The sequence below is a fragment of the Gordonia desulfuricans NBRC 100010 genome (assembly GCF_001485495.1).
GTDB classification, from domain to species: Bacteria; Actinomycetota; Actinomycetes; order Mycobacteriales; family Mycobacteriaceae; genus Gordonia; species Gordonia desulfuricans.
This window is the reverse complement of sequence record NZ_BCNF01000012.1, coordinates 118,154-144,016: the sequence shown is the minus strand read 5'-3', so window position 1 is coordinate 144,016 and position 25,863 is coordinate 118,154. Positions and strand designations below refer to the sequence as shown.

Below are 25,863 nucleotides of genomic sequence, written 5' to 3'. Positions count from 1 at the left end.
CCCGCTAGGTCCGGTGAGCGGGATCGGGTCCCGAATTCGTCGCCGACGGCGTGAATCCGATGTCCGCCCGACCGGCTCCCGCCGGCCCTACCCGGCCGCCCGGACCGGACGGACCGGCCGGTGTGGCAGAGAGGTTGCGGTGTCAGGCCCCTGCGGGTCGCGGGGTCAGGATGCGTGGGCCGTCGGCGGTGACGGCGACGGTGTGTTCCCAGTGGGCCGAGCGGGTGCCGTCATCGGTGACGACGGTCCAGTCGTCGTCGAGCACCGAGGTGTCGCAGGTGCCGAGGGTCAGCATCGGTTCGATCGCCAGGGTCGACCCGATCACCAGGTGCGGGCCCTTGCCGGGTGCACCCTCGTTGGCCAGGAACGGATCCATGTGCATCTCGCGGCCGATTCCGTGTCCGCCGTAACCGTCGACGATGCCGAAGGGCCGGCCGAACTTCCGCTCGGCGTCGTGGGTGCCGTTCTCGATCGCGTGCGAGATGTCGGTGAGCCGGTTGCCCTCGATCATCGCCGCGATCCCGGCCTCCATGGACAGCCGGGTGGCCTCCGACAGTTCGGTGTCCTCCGGTGAGAGTGTGCCCACGCCGAAGGTCCAGGCGGAGTCCCCATGCCAGCCGTCCAGGATGGCACCGCAGTCGATCGACACGAGGTCACCCTCGGCGAGCACCACGTCGGCCGACGGGATTCCGTGTACCACCACGTCGTTGACCGACGAGCAGATCGACCCGGGAAAGCCGTGGTAGCCCTTGAACGACGGCACGGCCCCGGCCTCACGGATGACGGTCTCGGCCACCTCGTCGAGGTCGAGTGTGCTCACACCGACCTTCGCGGCATCGCGCACGGCGACGAGCGCGGCCCCGACGATCGCACCGGCTGCGGCCATCGCGTCGAGTTCGCCCGCGCTGCGGAACGGTACGCGCTTCTTACGGAATCCCATGTCCAAACCCCTTGAGCAAATAGGACGCCGGGCCACACCGATCGATCGGTGTGGCCCGGCGTCGGGAGATCACTGTGGTGTCTCGCGAGAGTGTGTCTCCTAGGAGACGCCCGCCCCGAGAGCGCTCAGCACGCGCTGGTGCACATCGTTGATGTCGCCGACGGCGTCGATCGTCTTGACCTGGTCGCCGTAGTAGTCGAGCAGCGGCGCGGTCTCCGACTGGTACACCGACATGCGGTTGCGGATGACGGCCTCGGTGTCGTCGGCACGGCCGCGGGCTAGCATCCGCTCCACCACGACGTCGGCGTCGACGACGAACGACAGCACGGCGTCGAGCGATCCGCCGCCGGCGGCGAGGATGTCCTTGAGGGCGTCTGCCTGCTCGGTGGACCGCGGGAACCCGTCGAGGATGAAGCCCTTGGCGGCGTCCGGCTCGGACACGCGGGCCCGAACCATGTCGACGGTGATCTCCGACGGCACGAGGTCACCGGCGTCGAGGTAACGCTTGGCCTCGATACCGACCGGCGTTCCCTGTGAGATGTTCGCGCGGAACAGGTCTCCGGTGGAGATGTGGGGGATGCCGAGCGCTTCGCTCAGCAGTTCCGCCTGGGTACCCTTACCTGCTCCGGGGGGGCCGAGAATGACAAGTCTCACTTCAGGAATCCTTCGTACTTGCGTTGCATCAATTGACTGTTGATCTGCTTCATGGTGTCCAGACCCACACCGACCATGATCAGGACGGCCGTGCCCCCAAATGGCAAGTTCTGTACACCACCGCTGTTCCCGATCTCGAGGAACAGGTTCGGCAGTACGGCGATGATACCCAGGTAGATGGAGCCTGGCAGGGTGATGCGGCTCAGCACATATCCGAGGTAGTCAGCGGTCGGTTGACCGGGACGAATCCCTGGGATGAAGCCGCCGTACTTCTTCATGTCATCGGCGCGTTCTTCCGGATTGAAGGTCACCGCCACGTAGAAGTACGTGAAGAAGATGATCATCAGGAAGTAGACGATGATGTAGACGTAATTGCTCGGGTCGGTCAGGTACGTCATGACCCATTGCTGCCACCCGTTGGGGGCGTCCGTCCCCCTGGTGAGTTCCACGATCAACTGCGGCAGATACAGCAGCGATGACGCGAAGATCACCGGGATGACGCCGGCCTGGTTGACCTTCAGAGGCAGGTACGTCGACGACCCGCCGTACATCTTGCGGCCCACCATGCGCTTGGCGTACTGCACCGGAATCCGGCGCTGGCCCTGCTCGATGAACACCACGCCGACGACGATGATGAGTGCGGCCAGACACACGAGGGCGAAGACGAGGCCGCCGCGGCTGGTGAGGATGGTGCGTCCCTCGGCGGGGATGCGGGCGGCGATACCGGCGAAGATCAGCAGCGACATACCGTTGCCGATGCCGCGCTCGGTGATCAGCTCACCGAACCACATGACCAGGCAGGCACCGGCGGTCATGACCAGCACGATGATCGCCAGGCCGAAGATGGACTGGTCGTTGAGCGGCTGATCACAGTTGGACGGCAGCAGATTTCCGCGGTCGGCGAGCGCGACGATGCCGGTGGCCTGCAGCAATGCCAGCGCCACCGTCAGGTAGCGGGTGTACTGCGTCATCTTGGCCTGCCCGGACTGGCCTTCCTTGCGCAACTGTTCGAAGCGCGGGATGACCACGGTCAGCAGCTGCACGATGATGCTCGCCGTGATGTACGGCATGATGCCGATCGCGAACACCGACAGCTGAAGCAGCGCGCCGCCGGAGAACAGGTTGATCAGCGAGTAGACCTGGTTGCCGCCACCGCTGTTGAGCGTGTCGAGGCACTCGTGGACGACCTTGTAGTTCACTCCCGGTGACGGGACCGTCGCACCCAGTCGATAGAGCACGATGATGCCGACGACGAAGAGGATCTTCTTCCTCAGATCGGGCGTCCGAAAGGCCGCGACGAGGGGGGAGAGCACTAATTCCTCCTTGGACGACCACGCATCAGGGTCACCGGGATCCCGGTTGCACGTGCTCGGCTATCGACGTTGATCGGGTTGCTGGGCAACACCGTGTGAAACTCTAACAGCCGTCGGATCGATGCCGGTCAGACGGACGCTGTGACGTCGTCGTGTTCCGACGATCGCACGACATCCGCGGCGGACCGCCTCACCGATGACGACAGAACACCGAAGTCCGCAGCAGGGACGATTGCTCGCCTCCCACTGCGGACCCGGCACATATCGGATATGTCAGAGCTCGGTCACGCTGCCACCGGCAGCGGCGATCTTCTCTTTGGCCGACGCGGTGAACTTGTTGGCGGTGACGTTGACCGCCACGCCCAGCTCACCGTCGCCCAGGACCTTCACGAGCTGGTTCTTGCGAACCGCACCCGCGGCGACGAGCTCGTCGACGCCGATGGTGCCGCCCTGCGGGAACAGCTTCGCGATGTCGCCGACGTTGACGACCTGGTACTCGATCCGGTTGCGGTTGGTGAAGCCCTTGAGCTTCGGCAGCCGCATGTGGATCGGCATCTGGCCGCCCTCGAAGCCGGCGGGAACGTTCTTGCGGGCCTTGGTGCCCTTGGTGCCGCGACCGGCGGTCTTACCCTTGGAGCCCTCACCGCGACCCACGCGAGTCTTCTCGGTCTTCGCGCCCGGTGCGGGGCGAAGGTGATGGAGCTTGATGGTCATTACTTAACCTCTTCGACTGTCACGAGGTGCCGCACCACGTTGATGAGGCCGCGATTGACCGCATTGTCCTCGCGGGTGACGCTCTTGCGGATGCCCTTCAATCCGAGGGTCCGCAGGCTGTCACGCTGGTTCTTCTTGGTACCGATGGTGCCCTTGATCTGGGTGATCTTCAGCTCGGCCATGGTTAGACTCCCTGCCCTGCGCGCGCCCGGAGCATGCCCGCGGGAGCGACATCTTCGATCGGCAGACCACGACGTGCGGCGACCTCTTCCGGACGCTGCAGCATCTTCAGGGCTGCCACGGTCGCGTGGACGACGTTGATGGCGTTGTCCGAGCCGAGGCTCTTGGCCAGCACGTCACGCACACCGGCGCACTCGAGCACGGCACGCACGGCGCCACCGGCGATCACACCGGTACCCGGGCTGGCCGGACGCAGCATCACGACACCGGCAGCGGCCTCGCCCTGGACCGGGTGGGTCACGGTGCCACCGATCAGCGGAACGCGGAAGAAGTTCTTGCGAGCCTCTTCGACGCCCTTCTGGATCGCGGCCGGAACTTCCTTGGCCTTGCCGTAGCCGACGCCGACCATGCCCTGGCCGTCACCGACCACCACGAGGGCGGTGAAGGAGAACCGGCGGCCACCCTTGACCACCTTGGAGACACGGTTGATCGCGACGACGCGCTCGAGCTGGTTGCGATCCTGGTCGCGGCCACCGCGGTCACCGCCGCGACGGTCGCGGCCACCGCGACGGTCGTTGCGATCGCCACCGGCGTTCGGGTTGTTGTTGTCGTTACCGGCGGGTCCGTTTCCGCCGACACGCTGACGTCCGGGCATCAGAGGTTCCCTCCGGTCATGTTGGTGAGGATAAGAGTGGTCATCAGAAGCTCAGACCTCCCTCGCGGGCGGCGTCGGCGAGTGCGGCGATCCGGCCGTGGTACTCCTTGCCACCACGGTCGAACACGACGGCCTCGACACCGGCAGCCTTGGCGCGGGCGGCGATCAGCTCGCCGACCTTGCGGGCCTGTGCCGACTTGTCGCCACCGGCGGCGCGGACGTCGGCCTCGATGGTCGACGCGGCGGCCAGGGTCTTGCCGGCCAGGTCGTCGATGACCTGAACGTGGATGTGACGGCTCGAGCGCTTGACGGCCATGCGCGGACGCTCCGGCGTGCCGGAGACCTTCTTGCGCAGGCGGAAGTGACGACGGGTGGTCGCGGTGCGACGACGGGTCGAGACGTCCTTGCCGAGGGGCTTGCGATCGTTCTTGGTTGCGGTATCACTCATGGCTTACTTACCCGTCTTTCCGACCTTGCGACGGATCTGCTCACCCTCGTAGCGAATGCCCTTGCCCTTGTAGGGGTCCGGACGACGCAGGCGGCGGATGACCGCCGAGATCTCGCCGACTTGCTGCTTGTCGATACCCGACACCGAGAACTTGGTGGGCGACTCGACGGCAAAGGTGATGCCCTCGGGAGCCTCGATCGGCACGGGATGGCTGTACCCGAGTGCGAACTCGAGGTCACGGCCCTTGGCCTGCACGCGGTAACCGACACCGAAGATCTCCATCTTCTTGGTGTAGCCCTGCGTGACGCCGGTGACCAGGTTGGCGACCAGCGTGCGGTTCAGTCCGTGCAGGGCACGGCTGCGACGCTCGTCGTTGGGGCGGGTCACCACGATGGCGCCGTCTTCCTGGGCGACGGCGATCGGCTCGGTGACGGCGTGGGTGAGCTCACCCTTGGGTCCCTTGACGGTGACGTTCTGACCGTCGACGGAGACGGTGACACCGGCCGGGATCTGGATCGGGTTCTTACCGATACGTGACATGTGTTGCTACCTCCCTTACCAGACGTAGGCGAGGACTTCGCCGCCCACACCCTGGTTGGCTGCCTGACGATCGGTGAGCAGACCGGACGACGTGGAGATGATCGCCACGCCGAGGCCGCCGAGGACCTTGGGCAGGTTGTTGGACTTGGCGTACACACGCAGACCCGGCTTGGACACGCGACGCAGACCGGCGATGCTGCGCTCACGGCTGGGGCCGTACTTGAGGGTGACGACGAGGCTCTTGCCGACCTCCGCGTCCTCGACGCGGTAGTCGGTGATGTAGCCCTCACGCTTGAGGATCTCGGCGATGTTCACCTTGATCTTCGACGAGGGAAGAGTCACCTCGTCATGGAACGCCGAGTTGGCGTTACGCAGACGCGTCAAGAAGTCTGCGATCGGGTCAGTCATGGTCATGGTTGACCGTCAACCTTTCTCGTAGCGGTTCCCATACAACGCAGTACCGGGATTTTCATCCCTGACCTGCGGTGGGCCTTCCACGAAGTGGATAGTTGTATCTGAAGGTTCTCGTCGCCGGTGCCCTTGGCTTTTCGCCGGCACCGGAGACTATTCAGTTGTGTCCCGAGCACCTGAAGTGCACAGGCAACCGCTCTAGTGTAGAGAACACCGAGCTCAGGACCAAATCGATGCCCCACCCACCTCGCTGATCGAGCCGGGACCGAGCCCCCAGGGCGAGGACCCGAGTCGAGATCCCACTCCCCCCGATGATCGAGCCGGGACCGAGCCCCCAGGGCGAGGACCCGTGTCGAGATCTCCGCAGCCCACCCCGGGACGCAACCACCCCCGACGCTCGCAGCGGCACGTGACCATGAAGCCGACCCCGACCGACGTCGGTCCCCTATTCTCGGCCAATGAACTGGGAACTGCTGTCGTGCGGCGTTCGCGGCCATCACACCTATCGGCCGGACGAGCCGGCCCTCGCCGACCGGCTGCATGTGGACAGCGCGGCGGGGCAGGCGTGGCGTTGTCTGCGGTGTGGTGACTTCGTGGCCGGTCCGCCCCGTGGTAGCGGTCCGGCCGACGCGGCGCCGGAGGTCCCGCGCGGCGCTTTGCTGCGGGATCTGATCATCATGCGCTTGCTCGCCGTCGAGCGACTGCTGCGCGGGTTGTTCCTGTTGATCGCCGGGATTCTGGTGATCGAGATCCGGCACAGTCAGCAGACGCTGTCCGAGAAGTTCGACGCCGAGTTGCCGCTGCTGAAGCCGATCGCCGACCAGGTCGGCTGGAACATCGACGATTCCCGGGTGGTGCAGCTGATCGAGCGGGCGTTCACCTTGTCGTCCACCACCATCGTCCTGCTCGGGTGTGCGCTCATCGTCTATGCGGCAAGCGAATTCGTGGAGTGTTACGGGCTGTGGTTCGCCCGACGCTGGGGTGAGTACTTCGCGGTGGTCGTCACCAGTGTCTTCATCCCGCTCGAGGTCTACGAACTCACCGAGCGGGTCACCGTCGTCCGTGTCGGCCTGCTGGTGGTCAACGTGGCCGCGGTGGTGTGGCTGATCTGGCGTAAACGACTCTTCGGTGCGCGTGGCGGAGAGGCCGCCTACCGCGAGGAGCACAGTGCCGCAAGCCTGTTGACCGTGGAGCATGCCGCCGTCAGCGAATCCGGTGCGCACCGAACGGATCTGGCGGCGGGGCACCCGGATGGGGCCGGCACCGACAGCCCCGACCCCGACGAGCGCACACCGGCCCGCTGATCGGATCACTCAGGGGATGAGCAACTGCCGCAGTGCGCCACCGCCTTCCAGGTCGGCGAGCGCGTCGGCGGCCTCCGACAACGGCCGTCGGGCCGAGATCATCGAGGCCAGATCGATGCGGCCGTCCATGACGCCGTCCACCAGGTCGGGGATGTCGCGGGAGGGCACGATCGAGCCGTAGTTGCATCCGAGGATCCGCTGGTCGGCGGCGGCGAGCGCGAGCGGGTCGAACCGGGCGACGCTGCCGGTCGGCGGCATGCCGACGATGACGGCCGCCCCGCCCAACGCCAGTGCGGCAATCGCGGTCTCGGTGGTCGAGACGCGGCCAATGGCGTCGAAGACGAAGTCGAAGCCGCCCGGCATCACCTCGCGAAGTGCCGCACCGGGATCGGCGACGCCGGCGGTGTCGACGGTCTCGGTGGCGCCCAGCACGCGCGCGAGGTCGAGTTTGGATGCGACGACGTCGACGGCGACGATGGTGGCCGCACCGGCATTGCGCGCACCCTGGATGCACGAGAGTCCGACGCCGCCGCAACTGATCACGGCGACCGTCGACCCCGGGGTGACCTGCGCGGTGTTGCGGACCGCACCGACACCGGTCGCCACGCCGCAGCCCAGGAGTGCGATGTCTTGCAGCGGTGCGTCTTTGCGGACCTTGATCGCCCCGGTGGCCGGGACCACCACCCGGTCGGCGAAGGACGACACCCCGAGGTAGTGGTAGGCGGTCTCACCGTCGACGCCGAGGCGGCTGGTCCCGTCGAAGAGAACCCCACGGGGGCTGATGATCTCGGCATAGGTGCTGCACTGGACCGGCCTGCCGGCCAGGCACTGTCGGCACCGGGTGCAGTTGGCGACCCAGGACAGCACCACGTGATCGCCCACCTCGAGTGCAGTGACGCCCTCCCCCACCGCGGTGACCACACCGGATCCTTCGTGGCCGAGGACGGTCGGTGTGGCGACCTCCCATTCCCCGGTCACCACATGCAGATCCGAGTGACAGACCCCGGCGGCCGCCACCTCCACCTCGACCTCGTCGCGTCCGGGTCCGTCGAGCTGGACCTCACGTACTCGTACCTGCCGTGTTCCCTCGAGGACGGCTCCTCGCACCGTGGTCATACCGCGTTCCGTTCCGTTCTGTTCATGTTCATCGGCCCTCGGGTCTCATCGGGTGGCGGCGGGACTGGGTGAATCCCGCTGCGCCGATACCGGTTCCGGGACCGGGCGGTAGCCACCCCGCCCGGCCGGCCGGTTGATCAACACGGTGCCCAGCAGATATGAGGTGCCCGCCACCAGGAACGACGGCAGGAACGCCCCCAGGTACTGGAAGCCGGGATTGGGTTCGTAGCTGACCGGGTGCAGCATCGTGACATAGGTGGCCACACCCAGCGCCAGGGCACCGAAGGCGACGGGATTCCAGCCGCGCCAGTACGTGTAGTTCGACACCCCGACATCGGCATACAGCTGCCGCAGGTCGATCCGACGACGCCGGAGGATGAAGAAGTCGACCAGCTGGATGGCGCAGAGCGGTGCCATCAGGGTGGCGACCCAGGTGAGGAAGCGCCCGTAGCTGTCGTAGAGGAACTCGGGGAACAAACAGATCACCCCCACCGGCACCAGGAACAGCGCGGTGAGCAGCACCCACGGGATCTTCTTGATGGACGTGTTGATCCCGAGCGTCACCATGAGCGCGGAGTAGGCCTGTGTGACCATGCTCGTCAGGTTCGCGAAGGCGATGAACGCCCGGATCAGGATGCCCAGGACCGCACCGCCGAGGGGGATCATCCAGACCGTCGGGTCGTCGGATCCCAGCGTCAGCGCGGCGAAGGCACCGACGATCGCGGCGAACGACGACGCGGCGAACAGGCCGAGCATGTTGGGCCAGAACGAGGCCCGGGGGGTGTTGGTGAGCCGGGCGAGGTTGCCGATGGCCGGATACCAGGCGAACCCGCCCGCGATGTTCAGCTCGACGGCGATCATGAAGGCGAGGTGTTTGTTCTCCATCGGGACCAGCGGCTCGGCGGCGAACAGCTCCGACACCGACACCTTGGTGAAGATCATCACGAGCATCGCGACGGTGATGGCCACGAGTACCGGCGCCGCGATGTCGCCGACGCGACCCACCCGCTCGGGTCCCTTGGACAGCAGCACCCAGGACAGGACGATCGCGATGAGTGCGGCGATCGTGACCACCGCCGACGACGTCGCCCACGACGATCCGGTGAGGGAGTCGGCCACGTTGGTCGCCGAGTGGCCCACCGTGATGCCCAGGAGTGCGACCCACGCGGCGAGTTCGATGGCGATCACCACCATGATCACCTTGATGCCGCGCGGACCGAAGATGCTCCGGAGTCCGTAGAACATCTCGAAGCCGTATTTCGCGGTGGGGATGCACGGAGCCAGGGACACCAGCAGCACGCTGATGCCGTATCCGATGACGATGCTCGCGATCGCCGCCTTCGCGCCGACGAAGGCCGCGACCGCACCGCCCTGCAGGAACGCCCACGTGGCGATGGAGAAGGTGATGTTCATCCCGCTGAACTTGCGGAACGACCAGATCCGTTCGGACCGCAGCAGCGGCTGCTCGTTGGTGGCGGCGTCGTGACCTTGCCCCCCACCCTTCTCGACGCGTCGGCCCGCCTCGGTATCGCGGTCGTTCCCATGGCCGCCCGTCGTGTCCGGGGTGCTCACCACGGGTACCCCCACGCGACCATCGCCACCACGATCACCGCGAGTCCGACCACCGCGCACACGAGGTCCCGGATCGGCAGGTCGTCGAGTACGGACTCCTCGGTCCCCTCGGACTCCAGAAGACGGATCCGTCGGTCGAGTTCGCTCTCGTACTCCGCCGGCCCGGCGGGAGGTGTACTTCGTGTCATCGGTCTGACTCCTTGACTGCCCTGAGCACCGCACGCGCAGAACTGCGTCTGCGGCTGCACTCATTGTGATGTCTCGCGCCACTCCGTGACGGGCGGCGACGATGATTCGGCGAATTACTGATCAACGCGTCAGTCAGGATCTAAACCGATGAAGGTGCCCCGTGTACAGGAAATCGGAAAAGTCGAAAAAAATAGTTGACTGACGGACCAGTTATCGCTAGTTTTCGTTCATCACACCCCGACGGACGGAGTCGGACCGCAGCCGTCACCACCGGCTCGACACCCTCCGCCACCAGGCACGACAACGATGCGATGCCGCTTCCCGCCGTCCCACCTTCCCGGTCCCGCGAAAGGACATCCCTTGAGTGCAAGCAACGGTCTGGCGACCGCCCAGCCCACCGACGCCGCGTTCGCCGCCTTCCGCACCCCGCGATCGGTGGCGGTGGTCGGGGCATCAGCAGATCCGACCAAGTGGGGCCACTGGATCGCCAAGGGCGCTCTCAAGGGACTCACCCAACGTGAGGTCTGGCTGGTCAACCGCACCGGCAACGACGTCCTCGGCCATCGCACCTACGCCGACATCACCGACCTGCCGGGCGTCCCCGAACTGGTCGTCGTCTGTGTCCCCGGAAACCATGTGGCCGGCGTGGTGAGCGATGCCGCCGCACTCGGCACCAAGGCATTCCTGACCATCACCGCCGCCCTGAGTGCACCCGACGCCGTCCGCGACGTGCTCGACCTGCACGGCGCCCGGATGGTGGGGCCCAACAGCCTGGGACTCTTCGACGCCGAGTCAGACCTCCAGCTGGCATGGGGCGAGTTCACCAAGGGCGCGTTGGCGATCGTCTCGCAGAGCGGCCAGCTCGGCTCGGAGATCGCCGGATTCGCCGACGACGCCGGGCTCGGTGTCTCGCGGTTCGTGTCGGTCGGCAACCAGTGGGACGTCAGCGCCCGCGAGGTGCTCGACGACCTGGTCTCGCACACCGCCACCGAGGCGGTGGCGGTCTATCTCGAGAGCTTCGGTGACGGACCGGAAATCGTTGCGGCACTGCGTAAGCTCCGTGATGCCGGAAAGCCGGTGATCGTCCTGTCGACCGGTGCCAGCGAGAGCAGCCGACGACTGGCGGCCAGCCACACCGGATCGCTGACCTCGTCGACCGACCTGATCGACGCGGCCTGCCGGGCCGCCGGCGCGGTGCGGGTGGACACCCCCCTCGAACTGGTCGACCTGGCCGGGCTCCTCGGATCGGTGGGCGTCCCGGCCGGCAACCGCGTCGCCATCGTCAGCGACAGCGGCGGCCAGGGCGGGATCGCCGCCGACGTCGCCAGCCGCGTCGACCTCGATGTCCCCTCCCTGTCGGCCGATCTCCAGACCGAGCTGCACCGCCACCTCAACGACGCGGCGGCGACGTCCAATCCGATCGACCTGGCCGGTGCCGGGGAGGCCGACCTGCGCACCTATGCGCAGATGTACCGGACCCTCGCGTCCTCCGGCGAGGTCGACGCGGTGATCCTGACCGGCTACTTCGGGTGCTACGGCACCGACACCCCGAGCCTGGTCCCGCTCGAACTCGACGTCGCCGACGAGCTGGCCGATCTCGTCGCGTTGCATCGGGTCCCGCTCATCGTGCACAGCATGAGCGCCGACTCCCCCACCGTGTACCGGCTGCGCGACCACGGCATCCCGGTGCACCACGACATCGCACGCGCCCTGCGCTCCCTCGGCCACGCCAACCTCGCGCGCATCCACCAGGGCCGCACCGTCGCCCCGCTCGACCCGATCCGGCTCGGCCCGTCGGACACCTACGGCAACGCCCGGGACTCGTTGCAACAACACGGGATCCGGTTCGCCCCCGCACGCACGGTGACCTGCGGCGCCGACGTCGAGGCCGCCACCGCGGAGCTGACCGCCCCCTACGTACTCAAGGCAGGCTGGATCGCCCACAAGACCGAGGTCGGCGGGATCGCCCTCGGACTGGCCGATGCGGCGCTGGCCACCGCGGCACTGCTCGACATGCAACAACGACTGGGGCACGGCGAGTACGTCCTCGAAGAGCAGGACACCGACCGCAACGTGGTGGAGATCCTCGTCGGGGCACGCCGCGACCGCGACCTCGGCCCCACCATCACCGTCGGTGGCGGCGGCACCGAGGCCGAACTCTGGCAGGACGTACGCACCGAGCTCGCACCGGTCGACGTCGCCACCGCCCGGGACATGCTGACCACCCTGACGTCATGGCGGCTGCTCACCGGGTGGCGCGGCAAACCCGCCGTCGACATCGATTCCCTGGCGGCGGTGATCGCCCGGGTCTCGGAGATCCTCGTCGCCGACGACACCATCGCCGAACTCGAGATCAATCCCGTCCGGGTCGGTCCCGGCGGGTCACTCGCCGCCGACGCACTCGTCGTCCGCCGCGCAGACACCGAGGGACCACGATGAGAACCGACCGCGACGACGCCCTGATCGGCGGCCGATGGAAGCCGGTCGCCGCCACCCTCGACGTCGAGAACCCTGCGACCACAGAGTATGTCGGTACCGGAGCGCTGTGCGGTCCGGGCGATGTGGACGAGGCCGTCGCGGCCGCGACAGCGGCATTGCCCGCCTGGTCGTCGACGCCACCGCCGGTCCGGGCCGATCACATCGACCGTCTGGTCGAGGTGCTGCGGTCCCACCGCGACGAGCTGGTGGACCTCACCGTCGCCGAGGTCGGGGCCCCGATCGCCGTCGCCCGTGAATGGCATGTCGACGCCTCGCTCGACATCCTCTCGGCCGCAGCCGGTTACGCGCGAACCTTCGACTTCGTCCAGACCCGCGACAACGTGCGGCTGCTGCACCGGGCCGCCGGCGTGGTGGGGCTCATCACGCCGTGGAACTATCCGTTCTACCAGCTCGCGGCGAAGGCCGGGGCCGCACTGGCCGCGGGAACCACCATGGTGCACAAGCCATCCGAGCTCACCCCGCTGTCGGCGTATCTGTTCGCCGAGGCGACCCTCGAGGCCGGCCTGCCGCCCGGCGTCGTCAACCTCGTCCCCGGCACCGGTGTTGATGTCGGTGCCGGACTGGCCGCCCATCCCGGGGTCGCCCTGGTCTCGTTCACCGGCTCCACCCGGGTCGGGCGGGCGGTGGCCACCGCGGCCGTCGACCGGGTGGCGCGGGTGACCCTCGAACTCGGCGGCAAGTCGGCGAGCATCGTCTGCGACGACGCCGATCTCACCACCGCGGTGCGCTGGAGCGTCGACGCCTGCATGCTCAACACCGGGCAGACCTGCAGCGCCTGGACCCGGCTGCTGGTCCCCGAGGACCTCGTCGAGCAGGCCGTGCAGATCGCGACGGCACGTGCCGCGGAGATGGTGGTCGGCGATCCCACCGACGCCGCAACCGAACTCGGGCCGCTGATCAGCGCCACCCAGCGTGAGCAGGTCCGTACCCGGATCGCCGCCGCCGCGGCATCGGGCGCCAGGATCGACTCCCCCGAACCCCGACCGCTGCCCTCGACCGGGTACTTCCAGGGCCCGGTGATCGTGTCCGGACTCGAACCCGATCATCCGGTCAGCCGGGAGGAGATCTTCGGTCCGGTGCTCGTCGTGCACGGTTACCGCGACGACGAGCACGCGATCGAGATCGCCAACGCCACCCCGTACGGCCTCGCCGGGGCGGTGTGGTCGGCCGACACCGACCGCGCCACCGCCATCGCGGCCCGTCTGGACACCGGGCAGGTGTTCGTCAACGAGGCCGAGTTCTCCGTCCACGCACCGTTCGGGGGATGGAAACAGTCCGGATTCGGACGCGAGTTCGGTGTGGAAGGCCTCGTCGAGTTCACCGAACTCACCGCGATCCATCTCTGAAGCACCGAAGCATCACCCTCGGCAACAACCGTTTTCACCCGTTACACCACGTCAGCCCGCTCTGCCGAAGATTCTCACGCACATCCGATCACCCACAACACCAGGAGCATCGATGACCACGACCACCGAATACTGGCCCCTCACCGACGAGCAGCGCGCCATCATCGCCCTGTGCACCGAGTTCGCCGAGAAGGAGATCCGCCCGCGCGGCCGCGAGGTCGACGAGGCCGACACCGTCTCCCCCACCGACATCTTCCAGAAGGCGGCCAAGGCCGGTATCACCGACTTCATGCTGCCCGAGGAGTACGGCGGCGGCGGCTTCACCGACGTGTTCACCCAGTGCCTGGTCCAGGAGGTGCTGTGCTGGGGCGACCCCGGAATCGGCAACTTCGTGTGCTCCAACGGCTTCTTCGGCGATCCCCTGCTCGTCCTGGGAACCCCTGAGCAGAAGGAGAAGTGGCTGCGTCCGCTGACCGGCCAGAGCCCGCTGTACACCGCGCTGGCGACCACCGAACCCGGGTCCGGCTCGGACGCCGCATCGATCACCACCCGCGCCGACCGGGTCTCCGGCGGCTACGAGATCAGCGGCCAGAAGGCCTGGATCTCCAACGCCGGTCTCGCCGACCAGTACGTGGTGTTCGCCAAGACCGACACCAGCCTGCGGTCGCGGGGTGTGTCGGCGTTCCTGATCCACAAGGACACCCCGGGGATGACCTTCGGCGACCCCATGAAGAAGATGGGTCAGCGGGCCATCGTGTGCCGGGAGATCTTCTTCGACAAGGCATTCGTTCCCGAGGAGAACCGCCTCGGTGAGGAGGGCCAGGGGTTCACCGGCCTGATGAAGACCTTCGACGTCTCGCGGATCGTGCTGGCCGCGGCGGCCACCGGATCTGCCCGTGCGGCTTACGAGTTCGCGCTCGACTACGCACGGCAGCGGACGCAGTTCGGCAAGCCGATCATCGAGCACCAGGCGGTGGCCTTCCGCCTGGCCGACATGGCCACCCGCATCGAGTCGGCGTGGCTGATGACCCTGCATGCCGCCCGGCAGCTCGACGCCGGCCACGACGTCACCGGGCTCGCCGCACGCGCCAAGCTCCAGGCGTCGGAGACCGCCATGTTCGTCACCCACGCCGCGATGCAGACCCTCGGCGGCTGGGGCTACTCACGCGAGTACCCCGTGGAGCAGTGGATGCGCGATGTGAAGCTCGAGGAGATCGAAGAGGGCACCTCCGACATCATGCGCCTGATCATCTCGCGGAACCTCTGATCGTCACCGCCGCCGACCATTCGACCCAAGGAGACAACTGACGTGATCACAACCCGGTTCACCCAGGAATTCGGTGTCCCCCACCCGCTGGTCTGCGGCGGGATGACCGGGGTGGGAACCGCCGAACTCGTTGCGCCGGTCGCGGAGTCGGGAGCTCTCGGCTTCCTGACCGCGCTGAGCCAGCCGACGCCGGAGGCCCTGGCCGCCGAGATCACCCGGACGCGGTCGATGACCGACAAGCCGTTCGGGGTGAATCTGACCATCCTGCCCACCCGCAATCCCGTTCCGTACGACGAGTATCGCGCGGCGATCGTCGAATCCGGCATCAAGATCGTCGAGACCGCCGGCTCGAGTCCCGCACCGCATCTGCCCGACTTCAAGGCGGCCGGGATCAAGGTGATCCACAAGGCCACCAGCGTTCGGCATGCTTTGTCGGCCGAGCGCAAGGGTGTGGACGCGATCAGCATCGACGGGTTCGAGTGCGCGGGGCATCCCGGTGAGGACGACGTGCCCGGTCTCATCCTGATCCCTGCGGCCGCAAAGGTTCTCACCGTACCGATCGTCGCCTCGGGCGGATTCGCCACCGGCGGTGGGCTGGTCGCCGCACTCGCCCTGGGTGCCGATGCGATCAACATGGGTACGCGGTTCATGGCCACCGACGAGGCACCGGTCCACCCGCGGGTGAAGGAGCAGCTGGTGGCCAACGACGAGCGCGACACCGTCATCGTGTTCCGCGAGTTCCGCAACACCGCGCGGGTGGCCCGCAATACGATCTCCGAGCAGATCCGGGAGCTGGGCGCCCGGCCGGATGCGACCTTCGCCGACGTCGCCGAGCTGGCTTCCGGGGCCCGGGGACGCGAGCAGGTCCTGGAGAAGGGCAACCTCGACGACGGTCTGTGGTGGGCCGGGCAGTCGCAGGGCCTCATCGACGAGATCGCGCCGGTGCGCGACGTCGTCGACACGATCCTGGCCGAGGCCGAGCAGATGATGTCGAAGATTCTGCCGGGCTATCTGGAATGAGATGACCCGCTGTGGCCGTCCCCGGGCCGACCGCCCGGGGACGGCCATGGCGTATCGCCGGCGTCGATGTCGACCGTGGGCGGGCCGCTCACCCGATCCGATCCGGCGGCCGGTCCGAAGTCCCGGCGCCGTCTCCATTCGGAAGGAGTCCCGATCGTGCCACGCCCGAACGTCGAGGCCCAGCGTCGCGAGCAGATCCTGTCCGCGGCATGTGAGGTGATCGCCGACATCGGCATGCAGTCGTTGCGGATGACCGATGTCGCCAAGCGGGCCGGAGTGTCCTCCGGAACGATCCACTACTACTTCGAGTCCAAACGCGATGTGATCAACGCAGCGTTCGAGCTCAACTACGAGCGGTCGCTGCAGAGCCGCCGGGAGCTGCTCGAGGACCACCACACCGACGCGCTCACCACCCTGCGCGATCTCGCGATCAGCTATCTCCCGGTCACCGACGAGTCGATCCGGGCCTGGCGGGTGTGGGCGGAGCTGTGGGCCCAGGGTATGCGCGACGAGACCTTGCAGGAGATCAACTCCCGGCTCTACGGCCAGTGGCGCGATCTGGTGCGCATGCTGGTCGAGGGCGGGCAACGCCGGGGGCAGATCGTCGACGGCGACGCGGTCGAGCTGGCCGACAACCTCGTCGCCATGATCGACGGGATGAGTGTCCAGAATCTGATGCGGCTACCCGAGATGACGCTCGAGCGGATGCTCGATCGTGTCAACGCCTACGTCGACGCCCTCGCCGCCTGATCGGGCGCGAGCGGTCGCCACGAGACGTCGGGGATCAGTCTGCCGCGTCCTTCACCAGCCGGTCGCGGACCGGGGATGCCGTATGCGGCAACCACACGGCCTGCACCGGCACCTTCGGCGGGTCGTCGAAGTCGATCACTTGGAGCCGCCCGCCGTAGGTGAGTCCGGTCGGGTCGGTGACGAATGCGCATTTCGTGGTGCTCGACGCGATGATCGTGCTGGGTGGAGTGCCTTCGATCGGGTTGGTGACGAGCTGCGGCTGAAATCCTTCGCGATGGCAGAGTGCCACCAGGTAGTCCGTATAGAGAGACCGGTGCTCGGGTTCGCCGACCACCACCGGGAAGTCCGCGAGGTCGGCGATCGAGACCACAGACCTCGCAGCCAAGGGGTGTCGGGACGAAACGGCCAGCCGCAGAGTGTGATAGGCGATCACACGGGAGTCGAGGTCGAGCGAACGATCGATGGTGCGCCGAAGCGCCAAGTCGATGCGTCCCTCGAGCAGTTCCTGCCTGATTCGGTCTGGATAGACCTCGGCGACCCGCAACGGTTGTCCGGAGAGCGCAGGCAGATGTGGTGCAAGGATGTGGTGCACTTCCTCACCAGAGATATCCGGGGTATGCCCGATGACATACAACGGTGGTGCCTCCTCGACGATTCGGTGGACTGCCGTGAGCGCGCTCCGTCCTCCCGCCAACAACGCGGGGGCACGTCGATAGAGTTCCGCTCCTGCCGGCGATACGCGAAGGGTGCGATTCGTTCGGACGAACAGCTCCAGATTGAGATCTGCCTCCAGCTGCCGGAGAGATGCGGAAAGCCCTTGCTGGGTGACGAACAGCTGTTCAGCCGCCACGCGTAGCGATGGGGAATCGACGGCGATGACGAACTGGTGCAATCGGCGAAGATCGATATACCGCGGGCTGCTCGACGACGAAATCAACGAGTCGGTCACCCTGGTGTCCTATCTGGATGGAACGAGTACCTCGATGCGGCGGGAGCATCAGCGCGACGTTTCTCGTCGAACGGCGCGGGATGTTGACGTTCACTGGGGATCTGGTGGATACCCTTGCGAGTCAGCGATATTCGTGCAACATGTGGACAGGGATGCCCGTACTCGAGGCGGGCGGGCAGGTCCGTCGTCACCGGGTGGAGGTCAGCGAACGGCGGGAGTGAAGACGCCGCGGAAGCGCAACTTTCCCGACTTCAGGCGGTCGTACGCCTCGGCCGCGTCGTCCAGGCCGAATTGCTCGGTGATGGGCTTGACCGCACCGGTTCCGGCGAGCGCGAGGACTTCGCTCAGTTTGTCCAGCCCGCCGTGTGTGGACCCGATGACGCTGTGGCGCATCATGTGGAACGGCACTCCGTCAGAGGGAATGGAAAACGGCCGTGTGAAGTCCAGCCCACTGACCACCACTCGGCCGTTGGGGCGTAGGCCCACCAGGGTTCCCTCGACGGCATCGAAGGAATTCGTGGTGACCAGCAGGACATCCGCACCGCCGAGGTCGCGGAGTTCGGTGCCGTTGGCGACGACGTGGTCGGCGCCGAGTCCCCGGGCCAGGTCACGCTTGTCCGGAGAATGGGTGATGGCGATCGTCTCGAATCCGGTCGCGTGAGCAAGCTGAAGGGCCACGTGCCCCAACCCGCCGATACCCAGGATCGCGATTCGTTCCCGAGGCCGCAGCGCGGCATCCCGCAGACCACTCCACGTGGTGTACCCGGCGCACATCATCGGGGCGGCATCGACGTAGTCCAGTCCGTCGGGCAGCAGGACCGTTCCTTCGGCAGCGACCGCGACGTACTCGGCGTGCCCGCCCTGCGCTGCGAAGCCCGTGGTTCGAGGACTCACACAGTTCATTGCGGTCTGGCCGCTCAACGGCCGGTTCTGCAAGCAGTAGTCGCAACGACCACACGCCTGCTGAACCCACGTCGTTCCCACGCGATCCCCGACCTGCCGCCCGTGCACTCCCGCACCGACGTCGACGATCTCCCCCACGACCTCGTGCCCGGGAGTCTGCGGATAGATGTCGCCGCCGTATCCCTCGGTCGCCCACACGTCGGTGTAGCACATCCCCGACGCAAGCACCTTGACCAGTACCTGGCCCGGCTCGATGGTGGGGATCGGCAGCTCGTGAACCTGCCAGGGTTCTCCGGCACCTGTCATCACAATCGCCTTCATCGCAAACCTCTGTCCAACGGGGCCGATCCGGAATGTAACTATCTAGTTCGTTCAGAACGTATCGCGATGAGCTCCGATCGTCAACAAAGGGTTGGTTAGGGTGCGTTATTGTGATCGGGTGCCGCCCGATGCGACCGCTACCAAGGCCCGTATCCTCGCTGCGGGTGTCGAAGAGTTCGCCCACTTCGGGCTGGCCGGTGCACGGGTGGACCGGATCGCCGAGTCCGCAGCAGCCAACAAGCGCTCGATCTATGCACATTTCGGCAACAAGGCCGAGTTGTTCGACGTCGTGGTCACCCACGCGTTGTCGGAGATGGCACAGACGGTCCCGTTCACGGCCGATGACCTCGGCGACTACGCGGGGCGGTTGTTCGACTACCTTCTCCGACACCCGAGCACGCTTCGACTGACCGTGTGGGCACAGCTCGAACGCCCCGAGGCCAGTCGCGACGAGATCGAAACCTATCGACCGAAGGTCGCTGCCATCGCCGCGGCCCAACAGGCCGGAGTGATCACCAACCGACGCGATCCGGCCGACCTGTTGGCACTGGTCGTCGCGATCGCGACATCGTGGGCCAACGCCTCCCCCGCGCTCCGTACACTCGCCTCCGAACCCGACGGCTCCGCTGAACGGCTCGCCGGCCACCGAGAAGCTCTGGTCGCGGCAGTCCACGCGGTCACGAGTTCACCCGACCGGTGATCTCACCCTCCGGACCCGGAAGCGGTAGCGGAGAGGTATCGATATTCAGGGCGCCACCGGCGGTCGCCGGCTCAAGTACGAGCCTGGTTCGCTGACGGGCAGGACCGATCGTCGAGACACAGGGCCAGGGAGCCACGTCGATGGGCATCGGGTGAGCGTCATTGACGGACTTCCGATGAGCTCCGTCGCCCCAGGAGACCGCAAAAGTGCTGCGGGAGTTCGTGACTCAAGCTCCAGATCTGCGCTCCCCGGGTGAACTCCTCGTCGCTCGTACGGGCTTTTTGGCCAAAAGCTCGCCAGGACAGCACTTCTGAGACCTCGATGCGTACGGGTTCGCGGTGGCCAGGCGAGCCTGGCCGGCGTGTTCATCAGCACCACGCCGATGTTGCAACGTTGTCGAACCCGAGTCTCGGGGCGGCTCCAACCCGGGCCGACCGGCATACGCGCGTGCGCCATTGCGGTCCAGGCTGCGTTCTCGCTCGCCGACACCAACTTGTGCAGCGGCGTGCAGTCCGTCATCTTGATGACGGGTCGGGGGTTGTCCGCGCAGTCGGCGCCCACGGTGTCGCTGCTGCCGTGGATACGAGGCCGCAGACCGTGCGTGCTGGTCCCGATCATCGCTATCGTCGGACACCGACGATCGTCGAGGCAATCCCATGTCGAGTGCACCACACCATGCGATCCGCACCCGCATCGCAGATCGCCTCGAGCGCGAGCTCTGGCTGAGATGCGCTCGTCTCATGCCGCATTCGGGGTCGGCGTCGGGCGAACCTTTCGTCGGCGCCGAGACCGTGATCTCACTCGTCGCCATCCCCCCGGTCACACTTCGACTCCTGACGCGATCTCGCGGATCCGACACGGTGAGAGATCTGCCATCCGAGGGACGCGATGACACTTCCGTCGTTCCACCGGATCCGCTCGTGTCTCATTCGTCGGCGCCGACGGATATATTCAGCTCGATGAACGATGCGACGCGGCCACCGATCCGTGCCGCAGTCCGTCCGGGACATGTCGTCCGACTGAACGACGTCACCGGGGACGCTCTGGACCAGCTCGTGGATCAGGTCGCACCAGACCTTCCGGTGATACTCGACTATCGGGGGCCTGATGACCGCTCGGCGCATGCCGTGGCATCCGAGGTCCTCGACGCACTCGAACTCATTCTGATCGCGTTGTTCCCTTCGTGGCTCCCTGGCGGCGCACCTGGACAGCTCTGGGATGTCTCCGATGCCCAGTCCGCTGCCCGTGAACTGTGCTCGTCGAGCAGATTGAGCCCTGCGGTGACCGTCGAGCTGGCCCGTTCGGCGGCGGCCGGCACCCGGCCCCGGCGCCATCCCGCCGCCGAACTCCGGGCCACAGGTCTGGTCGACCTACTTCGTCACGCATATGGACGGCCCGACGTGGTGCTTGCGATCCGAGCAAGTGGTGACCTGTCTGCAGATGCGCAACACGCAGCCGTGACCGCGTGCGAATGGCTGGCCTACCACGGTCGGCTGACCGTGTGGCTGACCGACGATGCTCTGCCCGCCGTCGAGCGGGTACCCGTTCTCCGGCTGCGATCGACAGCAGCCGACATCCAACAGGATGCGACGGCGAGTCAAACCGCCATCACCGAGCCCGCGCACACCGAAACAACGCCGCCGGTCTTGTCGGTATCACGGCCAACCGGCGCACCAGCACCACACAGCGCCGCCGAGCAGGCGCTGGAAGCCTCGCTCAGTCGGCAACGCTGGGCACAGGATCGCCGGTGGAATCGTGCGCCGGACGACCTCGATCCACTCACCCCGAGCATCATCGTCGATCTCATGTGGACAGCCGAGCGAATCGTCGTCGAGGTCGACGGGGCCGACCACCGCCGACCCGGAAAGTACGCGCGGGATCGGGCGCGCGACAACATGCTGCAACGCCATGGCTATCTGGTGCTGCGCTACACCAACGAGCAGGTTCTCGCAGACGCGGATCTCGTAGCAGCAGAGCTCCGCGAGATGATCGAAGCCCGACATACCGACGACGACCACCCGACAGGAAGCAGGGAGCACCAGTGGACCACCCGAAGTTGACGCCCAGCCAGAGTGCAGTGATGTTTGTGCTGATGGCCGAATCACGGGAGATGTCCACGCCGGAGATCAAAGCGGTGGCACCCGAACCGAAAAGGCCAGATCGCGCGGTGCTCGTCGGACATGGCCTGATCGAGGTGCGGAAGGGAGCAAGAAATGCGTTGTTCCACACCCTCACCGACCGCGGGTGGGTGTGGTGCGCGGCCGAACTGCGCGATGGTCCCCCCGCGCGGTCGCTGCCGCCGATTCGCGCGCTGTACACCGTCCTCGACGCTGTGGGTCGATACCTTGGCGATGAGGATCTCCGCCTGCATGAGGTTTTCGGCCGACCTCGACGCAGTGATGACGTCGAGGAATCTCGGCCGACACCGACCGCTGCCTCTGGTGACGACAACGAACCCACGACCCCTGCAGTACCTCCGGGGGACCTCATCGAGCGCGTCATCGAGGCATATCACCGAATCGCGCCGCGGCCCGGTGCATTGGTCAGCGTTCGCGATATCCGCGCGGCTCTCGACGGCATCGTCCGAACCGACCTCGACACGGCACTTGTCACGCTGCAGCGCCGACCGGGTGTCAGCCTGATCCCGCAGGAGGACCAGGCGTTGCTGACCGACGCCGAGCGTGCTGCGGCCGTGCTGGTCGGTACTCAACCATGCCATCTGCTTTCCCTCGAGGAGGACTGATGGACAACGATATTCGGCGCGCCCTCGAATCGATCCGACTCGACTGGGCCGATACCCCCGACGACGTGTGGGGTGCCGGCGCATCGCTGCACGTCGGCGGACTCCACGAACAAACCCTCGACGAGGTGATGCGCGTCTACGGCGATGCCAAGCGGTCTGCGTCGGGCAGTCCGATCGGTGTCGCCGTCCGGGGCCCGGCAGGCTCCGGCAAGACGCATCTCCTCGGCCAGGTCCGTGAGCGGGTCCAATCCGACGGCGGCTATTTCTTTCTCGTCAAGCTCCTCGACGGCACCAATTTCTGGAAGTCTGCGACGGTCGCAATCCTCGAGGACCTCGCTCGTCCGACCCCGACGCATCGCTCGCAGCTGGTCCAACTGATCGATCGTCTCGCACAAGATGCCGAACTGGACGACGCGTCTCGCCGTGCGGTCACAGGCGACGCACCCCTCACGCCGAAAGCTCTCGAGGCACTAGTCCACGGCGTGTACTCGAGGCATCCCCGTCATCGACGTCGCTCGCAACACATCCTTCGGGCACTCGTCCTCACTGCTTCCGACGATTTCGACGCACGCGACCTGGGGGAGGCCTTTCTCCATCTCGATGTCGAGGACGCCCAGGAATTGGCCGAATGGGGAATCCGCAACGCACAATTGGGATATCAGGAGATCGTCCAGAACATCTCACGAATCGTCGCCTTCGACGGTGCCGCCGTGCTTGCCGTCGATCAGATCGACACCCTGATCGAGGCCGGCAAGAATGCCACCCACGGCGAGGAGAAGTCCATCGTCGAGCAGCTCGCGCACGACCTGATGTCGTTGCGCGACAACCTTAGTCGCACTGCGACCGTCGTCTCGTGTATCACCGCAGCGTGGCAGTACCTCGAGAGCCATGTGATGCGTTCGGCAGTGGACCGTTTCCGACAGCCACCCGCTCTGCAGCGCCCCACATCGGCAGATTTCGGCCGCTTGCTCTTGAGCAAGCGCTTCGCTCGGGGATTCGCGGAGGTTGATTTCCGGCCGCTGTTCTCGACATGGCCGGTAACCGACACGGCCTTTGTCGACGCCGTCGACTACACACCACGCGAGCTCATGATCACCGTCGATCGACAGATCGGGAAGATGTTACGCACAGACGTCTTCGACGAGATCACCAGCTTTGCCGGCACGGTGACGACCCAAGACACTGCCGCAGCCGCCGCGGCAGCCCGGACATCGACCGCTGATGGGGTCCTTCCTCGGGACTCTGCCGCCGCCCCCGCCAACGACATTTCCGACCGGCCCGAATTCGCATCACTCGACCAGCGGTACGCAGAACTCATCAAGAGTGTCGACCCTCTTCCCGCCCTGGTGCCCCAGTCCGAAGACCAGGTGGTGCCGTCCCTCTTGCAGGCAGGGCTCGCCGCCTGGATCGAAGCGCTCCCTGACGGAGCGGAGAACTGGCAGCTGGATCCCAAGCCAGGATCGAAGCCGGTACTGCACGCCAAGATCCGACAGATCATCGATCAGCATCGTGACATCGAGCAGTCGTGGAGCTTCCGGGCGATCGCTGCAACCCATGCACGCTCGGTCCAGACAAAGCTCGCAGCTGCGACAACGGCCGCCGGCCTCAGCTTGGGCCGGATCGAACGCAGCCTCGTGGTGTTGCGCCGCAGCGACTGGCCCTCCGGGCCGAAGACCGCACAGATGGTCAACGAGCTGAACTCACGTGGCGGACGAGTCATCTCATGGTCGGAGGACGATATCCGGCGTCTAATGGCCTTGACCCAGATGCGGTCCGAGGGTGCACCGATGTTTCGGGAATGGACCGCTGCTCGACATCCCGCCGGCGAGATCGATTGTCTGACCGTGATCCTCGGGTTCACGCGCGAGACCGAGGACTCCCACCCCGCCCCGGCCTCGACCTCGTTCCCGCCTGCACCTGCATCCCCGACGCGAGACCACCATCCGGAACACGCCGCTCGGGCGACGCCTCCGGCCCCTTCATCAGCGCAGGCCGCACCAGCGCCGACCGCCGCACCCGTCTTGCGGCCGTCGGGTGCGTCCGGGGTATTGACGATCGGGCGACGCGTCACGAACGACGAACCCTTGACCATCCCCCTCCTCGCGCTGCGCAAGCATGCCGCGATCTTCGCCGGCTCCGGTTCCGGCAAGACCGTCCTCATCCGCAGGATCGTCGAAGAGGCAGCGCTCCAAGGTGTTTCATCGATCGTGCTGGACATCAACAACGACCTCTCGCGCCTGGGCACTCCCTGGCCCGAGGACGATCCCCGGCCCTGGGCGCCCGAAGATCGTGCGTTGGCCGACACCTATTTCGACCAGACCGAGGTCGTGGTGTTCACGCCGGGACGAAACTCGGGTCGACCGCTCAGTTTTCAACCGCTGCCCGACTTCCCCTCCCTGGCCGAGGGGACCGACGAGTTCAACGCCGCAGTCGATTCCGCAGTAGGCGCGCTGACACCCAAAGCGATCACCGGGCGCTCGAATCGTTCGTCCCACTACGAAGCCGTGCTCCGGCAGACCATGGCCGCGTTCGCGCGTGGCGGCGGGAGCAGCATGCGGGGGTTCATCGCGATGTTGGAAGAACTCCCGGACAGTGTCAGCAACCTGTCCGATGCACCCAAACTCGCCGCCGACCTCGCCGAGAACCTGAAGGCATCGATGGCCAACGACCCCATATTCGGCGGCGACGCCGCCCCCGCCGACCCCGGCGTGCTCCTTACGCCCTCTCCGGGCTACCGGGCGCGGGTCTCGGTGATCAACCTGGCCGGGCTCGGTGGACAGGGACCGGCAGCGAACTTCGTCGGACAACTGCAGATGGCACTGTTCGCCTGGATCAAGAAGCACCCGGCTGCCGACCGACCGCTGGGCGGACTACTGGTCATGGACGAGGCCCAGAACTTCGCGCCGGCGACCGGCACCACAACAGCCACCAGCAGTACGCTCGCGCTCGCCTCCCAGGCACGCAAGTACGGCTTGGGAATGATCTTCGCGACGCAATCGCCGACGGGGATCAGCAACCGGGTGTCGGGCAACGCGGCCACCCAGTTCATCGGTCTGCTCAACCACCCGACCCAGATCAACAACGCCAAAGAACTCGCGGCGCGAAAGGGCAGTCAGATCTCCGACGTCGGGCGCTTGCCTGCCGGCACGTTCTATGCCGCGGTCGACGGTGGCCGTTTCACCAAGGTCGCGACACCTTTGAGTCTGAGTCACCATCCTCACAGCCCGCCGACCGAGGACGAGGTGGTCGAGATCGCGCGGCGAGGTGCACCGGTCCGACAGGTGTGACACGAGGCATCGGTGGCCCGGAGATCCATCCTCAGTCCGACG

General features: G+C 66.5%; 24 protein-coding genes. 10 read left to right on the top strand and 14 right to left on the bottom strand.

Annotation, left to right across the window (positions count from 1 at the left end):
- Nucleotides 1–142: 142 nt before the first annotated feature.
- The 9 genes from map to rpsH all read right to left on the bottom strand — a co-directional run bounded on the left by map (nt 143) and on the right by rpsH (nt 5,858).
- On the bottom strand, nt 143–940 hold the full coding sequence (gene map, locus GD1_RS02280) for a type I methionyl aminopeptidase (protein WP_020789575.1): 798 nt from the start codon (nt 938–940) through the stop codon (nt 143–145).
- 99 nt (nt 941–1,039) lie between these two features.
- Nucleotides 1,040–1,594, bottom strand: coding sequence for an adenylate kinase (locus GD1_RS02275; protein WP_020789577.1), 555 nt, complete (start codon nt 1,592–1,594; stop codon nt 1,040–1,042).
- Entirely contained in the window at nt 1,591–2,907 is a 1,317-nt protein-coding gene (gene secY / locus GD1_RS02270) for a preprotein translocase subunit SecY (protein ID WP_020789574.1), read from the bottom strand. Before secY ends, GD1_RS02275 begins: the two co-directional genes overlap by 4 nt.
- A 273-nt stretch (nt 2,908–3,180) precedes the next feature.
- Entirely contained in the window at nt 3,181–3,621 is a 441-nt protein-coding gene (rplO, locus tag GD1_RS02265; RefSeq protein WP_059035361.1) for a 50S ribosomal protein L15, read from the bottom strand.
- Entirely contained in the window at nt 3,621–3,803 is a 183-nt protein-coding gene (gene rpmD, locus GD1_RS02260; RefSeq protein WP_020789576.1) for a 50S ribosomal protein L30, read from the bottom strand. Before rpmD ends, rplO begins: the two co-directional genes overlap by 1 nt.
- 2 nt (nt 3,804–3,805) lie before the next feature.
- Complete coding sequence (gene rpsE, locus GD1_RS02255) at nt 3,806–4,456, bottom strand: 30S ribosomal protein S5 (protein WP_059035359.1); 651 nt, start codon at nt 4,454–4,456, stop codon at nt 3,806–3,808.
- A gap of 43 nt (nt 4,457–4,499) precedes the next feature.
- On the bottom strand, nt 4,500–4,904 hold the full coding sequence (rplR, locus tag GD1_RS02250; RefSeq protein ID WP_053778036.1) for a 50S ribosomal protein L18: 405 nt from the start codon (nt 4,902–4,904) through the stop codon (nt 4,500–4,502).
- Nucleotides 4,905–4,907: 3 nt separating this feature from the next.
- On the bottom strand, nt 4,908–5,444 hold the full coding sequence (gene rplF, locus GD1_RS02245) for a 50S ribosomal protein L6 (protein ID WP_053778035.1): 537 nt from the start codon (nt 5,442–5,444) through the stop codon (nt 4,908–4,910).
- A 15-nt stretch (nt 5,445–5,459) separates the two neighbouring features.
- Nucleotides 5,460–5,858: a 30S ribosomal protein S8 gene (gene rpsH, locus GD1_RS02240; protein ID WP_053778034.1), complete on the bottom strand. Its 399-nt coding sequence runs from the start codon at nt 5,856–5,858 to the stop codon at nt 5,460–5,462.
- 455 nt (nt 5,859–6,313) lie between these two features.
- Here rpsH and GD1_RS02235 point away from each other — a divergent pair, with 455 nt between their 5' ends.
- Nucleotides 6,314–7,159, top strand: a complete 846-nt coding sequence (locus tag GD1_RS02235) for a DUF2127 domain-containing protein (RefSeq protein ID WP_083533794.1) — start codon at nt 6,314–6,316, stop codon at nt 7,157–7,159.
- Nucleotides 7,160–7,168: 9 nt separating this feature from the next.
- Here GD1_RS02235 and GD1_RS02230 read toward each other — a convergent pair whose 3' ends face one another.
- The 3 genes from GD1_RS02230 to GD1_RS24595 are packed head-to-tail and all read right to left on the bottom strand — an operon-like array spanning nt 7,169 to nt 10,035.
- Nucleotides 7,169–8,275, bottom strand: a complete 1,107-nt coding sequence (locus GD1_RS02230) for a zinc-binding dehydrogenase (RefSeq protein ID WP_059035357.1) — start codon at nt 8,273–8,275, stop codon at nt 7,169–7,171.
- 45 nt (nt 8,276–8,320) lie between these two features.
- Nucleotides 8,321–9,847, bottom strand: coding sequence for a cytosine permease (locus GD1_RS02225; protein WP_202927212.1), 1,527 nt, complete (start codon nt 9,845–9,847; stop codon nt 8,321–8,323).
- A complete protein-coding gene (locus tag GD1_RS24595) occupies nt 9,844–10,035 on the bottom strand; it encodes a hypothetical protein (RefSeq protein WP_020790300.1) in 192 nt (63 codons plus the stop codon). The genes GD1_RS02225 and GD1_RS24595 overlap by 4 nt, the downstream gene beginning before the upstream one ends.
- A gap of 361 nt (nt 10,036–10,396) precedes the next feature.
- On the opposite strand from GD1_RS24595, the gene GD1_RS02215 reads away from it, so the two are divergent.
- From GD1_RS02215 to GD1_RS02195, 5 genes are all read left to right on the top strand, one after another.
- Nucleotides 10,397–12,475: an acetate--CoA ligase family protein gene (locus GD1_RS02215; RefSeq protein WP_238404005.1), complete on the top strand. Its 2,079-nt coding sequence runs from the start codon at nt 10,397–10,399 to the stop codon at nt 12,473–12,475.
- Entirely contained in the window at nt 12,472–13,881 is a 1,410-nt protein-coding gene (locus GD1_RS02210; RefSeq protein ID WP_059035355.1) for an aldehyde dehydrogenase family protein, read from the top strand. The genes GD1_RS02215 and GD1_RS02210 overlap by 4 nt, the downstream gene beginning before the upstream one ends.
- Nucleotides 13,882–13,993: 112 nt before the next feature.
- Complete coding sequence (locus GD1_RS02205) at nt 13,994–15,148, top strand: acyl-CoA dehydrogenase family protein (protein WP_020790946.1); 1,155 nt, start codon at nt 13,994–13,996, stop codon at nt 15,146–15,148.
- A gap of 42 nt (nt 15,149–15,190) precedes the next feature.
- Nucleotides 15,191–16,168, top strand: a complete 978-nt coding sequence (locus GD1_RS02200) for an NAD(P)H-dependent flavin oxidoreductase (protein ID WP_020790948.1) — start codon at nt 15,191–15,193, stop codon at nt 16,166–16,168.
- 156 nt (nt 16,169–16,324) lie between these two features.
- Nucleotides 16,325–16,918 carry a TetR/AcrR family transcriptional regulator gene (locus GD1_RS02195; protein WP_053776727.1) on the top strand — a complete coding sequence of 198 codons (594 nt, stop codon included), beginning with the start codon at nt 16,325–16,327 and terminating at the stop codon, nt 16,916–16,918.
- Between the two features lie 34 nt (nt 16,919–16,952).
- Here GD1_RS02195 and GD1_RS02190 read toward each other — a convergent pair whose 3' ends face one another.
- Together GD1_RS02190 and GD1_RS02185 are read right to left on the bottom strand one after the other, a co-directional pair.
- Nucleotides 16,953–17,867 carry a LysR family transcriptional regulator gene (locus GD1_RS02190; RefSeq protein WP_083533792.1) on the bottom strand — a complete coding sequence of 305 codons (915 nt, stop codon included), beginning with the start codon at nt 17,865–17,867 and terminating at the stop codon, nt 16,953–16,955.
- A 201-nt stretch (nt 17,868–18,068) separates the two neighbouring features.
- Nucleotides 18,069–19,076 (bottom strand): alcohol dehydrogenase catalytic domain-containing protein, encoded by a 1,008-nt coding sequence (locus tag GD1_RS02185; protein WP_238404007.1) that lies wholly within the window; start codon nt 19,074–19,076, stop codon nt 18,069–18,071.
- A gap of 106 nt (nt 19,077–19,182) precedes the next feature.
- Between GD1_RS02185 and GD1_RS02180 the strand changes: the two genes are divergently transcribed.
- The 4 genes from GD1_RS02180 to GD1_RS02165 all read left to right on the top strand — a co-directional run bounded on the left by GD1_RS02180 (nt 19,183) and on the right by GD1_RS02165 (nt 25,821).
- Nucleotides 19,183–19,791 (top strand): TetR/AcrR family transcriptional regulator, encoded by a 609-nt coding sequence (locus GD1_RS02180; protein ID WP_202927213.1) that lies wholly within the window; start codon nt 19,183–19,185, stop codon nt 19,789–19,791.
- A 1,280-nt stretch (nt 19,792–21,071) separates the two neighbouring features.
- A complete protein-coding gene (locus GD1_RS02175) occupies nt 21,072–21,851 on the top strand; it encodes an endonuclease domain-containing protein (RefSeq protein ID WP_244882458.1) in 780 nt (259 codons plus the stop codon).
- On the top strand, nt 21,833–22,534 hold the full coding sequence (locus GD1_RS02170; RefSeq protein ID WP_053777895.1) for a hypothetical protein: 702 nt from the start codon (nt 21,833–21,835) through the stop codon (nt 22,532–22,534). The genes GD1_RS02175 and GD1_RS02170 overlap by 19 nt, the downstream gene beginning before the upstream one ends.
- Nucleotides 22,534–25,821 carry a helicase HerA domain-containing protein gene (locus GD1_RS02165; RefSeq protein WP_059035353.1) on the top strand — a complete coding sequence of 1,096 codons (3,288 nt, stop codon included), beginning with the start codon at nt 22,534–22,536 and terminating at the stop codon, nt 25,819–25,821. Before GD1_RS02170 ends, GD1_RS02165 begins: the two co-directional genes overlap by 1 nt.
- The last annotated feature ends 42 nt before the right edge of the window (nt 25,822–25,863 follow it).